Source organism: Magnetospirillum sp. SS-4, from assembly GCF_902729425.1.
Classification (GTDB): domain Bacteria; phylum Pseudomonadota; class Alphaproteobacteria; order Rhodospirillales; family Magnetospirillaceae; genus Phaeospirillum.
On sequence record NZ_CACVCH010000101.1, the window covers coordinates 1 to 5774 of the forward strand.

Annotated in this window: 5 protein-coding genes and 1 pseudogene; 2 read left to right on the forward strand and 4 right to left on the reverse strand. The window is 63.1% G+C overall.

Annotation, left to right across the window (positions count from 1 at the left end; translation table 11 throughout):
• Window positions 1-463: 463 nt before the first annotated feature.
• Both MTBSS4_RS17515 and MTBSS4_RS17520 read right to left on the reverse strand, forming a co-directional pair.
• Window positions 464-850 (reverse strand): RepB family plasmid replication initiator protein, encoded by a 387-nt coding sequence (locus MTBSS4_RS17515; protein WP_254432641.1) that lies wholly within the window; start codon window positions 848-850, stop codon window positions 464-466.
• 49 nt (window positions 851-899) lie between these two features.
• Window positions 900-1166, reverse strand: a pseudogene (locus MTBSS4_RS17520) (transposase); the annotation flags it as partial.
• Between the two features lie 189 nt (window positions 1167-1355).
• Here MTBSS4_RS17520 and MTBSS4_RS17525 point away from each other — a divergent pair.
• Together MTBSS4_RS17525 and MTBSS4_RS17530 are read left to right on the forward strand one after the other, a co-directional pair.
• Complete coding sequence (locus MTBSS4_RS17525) at window positions 1356-1688, forward strand: hypothetical protein (RefSeq protein WP_173984674.1); 333 nt, start codon at window positions 1356-1358, stop codon at window positions 1686-1688.
• Window positions 1681-2145 carry a PIN domain-containing protein gene (locus MTBSS4_RS17530; protein ID WP_173984675.1) on the forward strand — a complete coding sequence of 155 codons (465 nt, stop codon included), beginning with the start codon at window positions 1681-1683 and terminating at the stop codon, window positions 2143-2145. The genes MTBSS4_RS17525 and MTBSS4_RS17530 overlap by 8 nt, the downstream gene beginning before the upstream one ends.
• Before the next feature lie 228 nt (window positions 2146-2373).
• Here the strand turns inward: MTBSS4_RS17530 and secA are convergent, their stop codons facing one another.
• Window positions 2374-5070, reverse strand: a complete 2697-nt coding sequence (secA, locus tag MTBSS4_RS17535; RefSeq protein ID WP_173984676.1) for a preprotein translocase subunit SecA — start codon at window positions 5068-5070, stop codon at window positions 2374-2376.
• A gap of 102 nt (window positions 5071-5172) precedes the next feature.
• Complete coding sequence (locus MTBSS4_RS17540; protein WP_173984677.1) at window positions 5173-5691, reverse strand: invasion associated locus B family protein; 519 nt, start codon at window positions 5689-5691, stop codon at window positions 5173-5175.
• Window positions 5692-5774: the final 83 nt, after the last annotated feature.

A 5774-nucleotide genomic window follows, 5' to 3' on the forward strand; every position in this document is an offset into this window, starting at 1 on the left:
GCATCCCTCGGCCAATCTGCGGAAGGCGACGGATCGCTTCATCAACGTTCATCTGGCCCATTTTAACAACGCGCGACAAAAAATAACGCGATGCCTTAGACATGTCGCCACCATCTCTATTGTTGCGATATTTTTATAAGGCAACATATACGGACTGCTGCGTCAAGATGTGTGTTTTTGGGATCGGATTGAAATTCCACTTTATATGTTAAGATATCTTGTCGCCTCCGCCCGTAGGATCGGATCGGCGCACCACGTCTCCCCGCCAGTAAACCGCTTGGCGACGATGCCGGGAACCGTCCCGGCAAGGTGTTCCCGGAATCCCTGTTCCAGCGCCTTCCGCTCGTCCTCCGGCAATCCGTCGATAAACTCCATGATGGCGGCTTTCTCGCGGGCACTGTCCGCCTTGCGTCACTCCGCTGTCTTGGCCTCTTGCTCCTGGCGCTCCCGTTCGGCCTCTCGCTCATTTTCGCGGGCCTGGGATTGCTCCTGGGAGAATAGGGTGGGCTTGGGGCCGCCAATCCTCTTCGATGGCCTTCCTGAGCCATCCGGCGGGGTTGTCGATCTTCTCCTTGCCCTTGAGCCTGCGGGCGAGGTCGGTGGTGGCCCATTCCACAAGTTCCGGCTCATGGGTCTGGACGATGGCGCGGGCAGCTTCTTCGGCCATGCCATGGGCAGACAGACGGGCGACGAGGCGGGCAAGGCGGGGATCGTCGCGCAGCGGGTCGGGAGTATCGGCACGGGCGTTGCGGGCGATGGTGAAGCGTAGCGCCACCACCTTGCGGCCTTCCTTGATCTCCTGGTAGTCGAACAGGATATCGGTCTTGGCGTTGATTTCGCGCCGGGCCATGTCCACCACCCGCACCCGCAAATCCTTGTAGAAGCGGTAACAGGAACGAGCGCACGAAACAGCGGAACCACCAGTAGACCGTCTGCCACGGCGGGAAATGCACCGGCAGCATGCGCCACTCGCAGCCCGACCGCACCATGTAGCGCAGGGCGTTCACCACCTCGCGCAGGTCGGTCGTCCGCTTGCGGCCCCGCCCGGAAGGTTGCGGCAGCAAAGGCTCCAACGTGCCCCATTCCTCGTCGGTCAGGTCGCTGGGATACCGTTTCGTCTTCTTTTCAATGGCCGCCATGCGGCTGTGTGTCGATGTGGTCCACATCGATAGCTTGAATCACGCCCGCCCACGCGGCTCAAGCTCTTTTCAAACAGCCTCTGAATAGGGGTCTTTGGCGTGTCAAGACGTCTTTCCGTCCTATAAATTTGGAAATTTGACGACATGGCGTATAATGTCGCCGTACCTTCTAATTTTCCCCATATGAAACAAGTGGTTGAAGGCTGAGGCGCTGACATGGAAACGGTCATTCGAGACGTGACCTTGGAAACGGTCAATCAAGCCATTGCCAACCGGGCGGGTATCAAGCCCGGTGAGAGCTTTTCCGTCGTCGTCGTTGATAGCGCGCCGCGTCCACGTTCCCGTCTGGCCGATGTCGCGGGGAAAGCGCGAGTCCCGGTAGCCTCGAAGGGGCTGGCGGCGGATGGAGTTGCAAGCGAGGCGGGCGAGGGCGTCAAGAGCCGCATGGAACGCCTGCTTGCCAAGGCGGGGGCGGGTGTGGCCCTGGTCGGCCCACAGACGACCGAAGATATCGACCGGCGTATCCGTGAGTTCCGGGGCGATGAATAGCGACGTATCGAACGCCAGCCGTATCTACGCGGACTCCAATACCCTTATCTATCTGGTCGAAGGCTCACCGGAGTTTTTGCCGTTCGCCGAAAAGCTCTTCCGGTATGCCGGGGAGCAAGGCATTGCGCTGGTGACGAGCGAAATCACCATCGCCGAATGTCTGCACGGGGCGCACAAGCAGGGGAGCGAGGCGCTTGCGGAGGAATACCGCGAGGTGTTCCGCGATATGGACGTGTTCAATCTTGTCCCCGTGGCGCGGGAGATTCTGGAGCGTGCCGCCAAGATCGGCGCAGAGCAAAAACTGAAGCTGATTGACGCCATCCATGTCACATCTGCCATTGATGCCGGGTGCGACGTGTTCGTGACCAATGACCGGGGCATCAAGAGCACGCCGGATTTGAAGGTTGTTCAGAAGTCGTCGGGAATGTCCGCGCCTTCGCGGGCCTGGGCTGAATAGGGTGGGCTGAGGCCGCCAATCCTCCTCAATGGCCTTCCTGAGCCATCCGGCGGGGTTGTTGATCTTCTCCTTGCCCCTTGATCCGGCGGGCGAGGTCGCTGGTGGCCCGTTCCACAAGCTCCGGCTCGTGGGCCGGACGATGGCGCGGGGGGCTTGGTGATGCGCCCCGCCCCGTCACCTCGGCGGTCTCAGCGGTTCAGCCGCCCGCGAAGGGGCCGCGGCGGCGGGTCAGGCCTTGCCGTGGCAGTGCTTGTATTTCTTGCCCGAACCGCAAGGACAGGGAGAATTCCTCGGGGTGGCGCCCCAGGTGGCGGAATCCTCCGGGTCGACGTCGGTGCGGCGCGGCGCGTGGCTGATGCTGGCGGTGGCCGCGGCGAAGGCCGGGTCGTCGCGGCCTTCCTGGGTATATTGCGGCCCGCGCGGCTCCAGAACCGATTCCGGCGATTCGTCACCGAAGCGCAGCTCCACATGGGCCAGCACCGAGGTCACCTTCTCGCGCAGGTCCAGCAGCATCTGTTCGAACAGGTTGAAGGCTTCCCGCTTGTACTCGTTCAGCGGGTCGCGCTGGGCGTAGGCCCGCAAGGAGATGCCCTGGCGCAGGTGGTCCAGTTGCAGCAGGTGGTCCTTCCACGACTGGTCCAGCAATTGCAGCAGCAGGCTCTTTTCCACCATCCGCATGGTCTCGGGACCGTAATTGGCCGCCTTTTCCGCCATCTTGCGGTCGGCGGCGTCGGTGATGCGGTGACGGATTTCCTGGTCGGCGATTCCCTCTTCCTTGGCCCATTCGGCGATGGGCAGGTCGAGGCCGAAAATGCGCAGGCATTCCTCGTGCAGGCCGGCCACGTCCCACTGGTCGGCATAGGCGCGCTCGGGAATGCAGCGTCCCACCGTCTCGGCGATGACCTCGTGACGGAAGGCGGCGATTTCCTCCGAGACGTCGTCGACCTGCATCAGATCCTTGCGCTGCTCGTAGACCACCTTGCGCTGGTCGTTCATGACGTCGTCGAATTTCAGCAGGTTCTTGCGGATGTCGAAGTTGCGCGCCTCGACCTTCTGCTGGGCCTTCTCCAGGGCCTTGTTGATCCAGGGATGGACGATGGCCTCGCCCTTTTCCAGACCCAGCTTCTGGAGCATGCCGTCCATGCGCTGCGAACCAAAGATGCGCATCAGGTCGTCTTCCAGCGACAGGAAGAACTTCGACGCGCCGGGATCGCCCTGGCGGCCGGACCGGCCACGCAGCTGGTTGTCGATGCGGCGGCTTTCGTGGCGCTCGGTACCGATGACGTAAAGGCCGCCGGCTTCGCGCACTTTCTCCTTGTTGACCTCGATCTCGGCCTTCAGCGCCTCGATCCGGCGCGCCCGCTCGGCCTCGTCGGTGATCTCGGACAGCTCGGTCCGGATGCGCATGTCCAGATTGCCGCCCAGCTGAATATCGGTGCCGCGGCCGGCCATGTTGGTGGCGATGGTGACGGCGCCGGGGACGCCGGCCTGGGCGATGATGAACGCTTCCTGCTCGTGATAGCGGGCGTTCAGAACCTGATGGGGAATCTTGCGCTTCTTGAGCAGCGCCGACAGGTGCTCGGACTTCTCGATGGAGGTGGTGCCGACCAGGGCCGGCTGCATGCGGCCGCGGCATTCCTCGATCAGGGTGACGATGGCGTCGTTCTTTTCGTCGGCGGTGCGATAGACCTCGTCGTCGGCATCCTTGCGGGTCACCGGCCGGTTGGTGGGAATCTCAACCACCTCCAGGCCGTAGATCTCATGGAACTCGCCGGCCTCGGTCATGGCGGTGCCGGTCATGCCGGCCAGCTTGGGATACATGCGGAACAGGTTCTGGAAGGTGATCGAGGCCAGGGTCTGGTTCTCGTTCTGGATGGTGACGCCTTCCTTGGCCTCCAGCGCCTGATGCAGGCCTTCCGAGAAGCGGCGACCCTCCATCATGCGGCCGGTGAATTCGTCGATGATCACCACCTTGTCGCTCTTGACGATGTAGTCGACGTCGCGGGTGAACAGCTTGTGGGCGCGCAGCGCCTGATTGACGTGGTGCACCATGCTGACGTTGCCGACGTCGTAGAGCGCGCCCTTCATCAGGCCGGCGGCGCGCAGCATCTCCTCGACGTGCTCGGTGCCGCGATCGGTCAGGGTGACGGCGCGCTGCTTCTCGTCCTTCTCGAAATCCTCGGCGGTGAGATTCGGCATGACGCGGTCGACCAGCCGGTACAGCTCGGAATTGTCCTCGGTGGGGCCGGAGATGATCAGCGGGGTGCGGGCCTCGTCCACCAAGATGGAATCCACCTCGTCGACGATGGCGTAGTTGAACGGCCGGTGCGACATTTCCTCCAGCCGGAACTTCATGTTGTCGCGCAGATAGTCGAAGCCCAATTCGTTGTTGGTGCCGTAGGTGACGTCGCAGGCATAGGCCTCCTGCCGCTCGGTATCGTTCAGTCCGTGGACGATGACGCCGACCGTCAGGCCGAGGAACGTGTAGACCTGCCCCATCCACTCGGAATCGCGCCGCGCCAGATAGTCGTTGACGGTGACGACGTGAACGCCCTTGCCCGACAGGGCATTGAGATAGACCGGCAGGGTGGCGACCAGGGTCTTGCCTTCGCCGGTCTTCATCTCGGAGATGCGGCCCTGGTGCAGCACCATGCCGCCCAGCAGCTGGACGTCGAAATGCCGCTGCCCCAGGGTGCGCTTGGCGGCCTCGCGCACGGTGGCGAAGGCTTCGACCATCAGGTCGTCCAGGCCGGCCCCGTCGGCGATGCGGCGCTTGAAGTCGTCGGTGCGGGCGCGCAGCTCGTCATCCGAGAGCTTCTCCAGCGACGGCTCCAGGGCGTTTATGGCATCGATGTGCTTCTTCAGCGGCTTGAGAACACGATCGTTCGCGGTTCCGAAGATCCGCCGGGCAATGGCGCCGAACATGAAGCTTCCTCGATATCGATGGCCAGCCTCCCGGAGCGGGAGTCTATCGCGACCGGCAACAGATAGAGGCCGGGCCTTGATCTGTCAATGTCGGGGGCGGCCTCAGCGCTTGACCGAACAGGCCTTGTCGGCGGCCGCCAGGGCGTCGGAAAATCCCGACAGCGCGAAAGTGGCGGTGATGGGCGCCCCCTTGGCCGGTGTGGCGTGCATGATCGCGTCCCTGCCCTTGCGCAGCGCCTCGACGATGGCCCGGTCCGAGGCGGCGTCGTTGGCCCAGGCCCGGTCGCCCCTGGTGAACAGGGAATTCTTCTTGGCGCCGATCTGCAATTCGACCGACGATTCCTTCTTGAAGCCGTAGGTGCCGTTGATGCTGACCTCGTCGGTGGACTTGCCGCCGGAACGATGGGTGACGATCAGGAAGGTATTGGTCCGGCCTTTCTCTCCACCCTGCACCTTGCCGGCGATGGCGGCGACGTAGCAGGTCCGGGAACCGCCCTCGGAGAACGAAAAGCCCTCCCATTCGCCAAATTTTCCCAGGCGCTTGGTGGATTCGGCGGATTCGGCGGCCAGGGGCGGCAGGAATGCGAGGGCGGCGGCAAGCACGGCAAGGCGGATGATCATGGTGTCCATTCGAACGGATTGGCGGGTACGGCGTCGGAGTCTCCCGGAATGCGGCGCGGAATGCAATGCCGGTCGTCGACGCG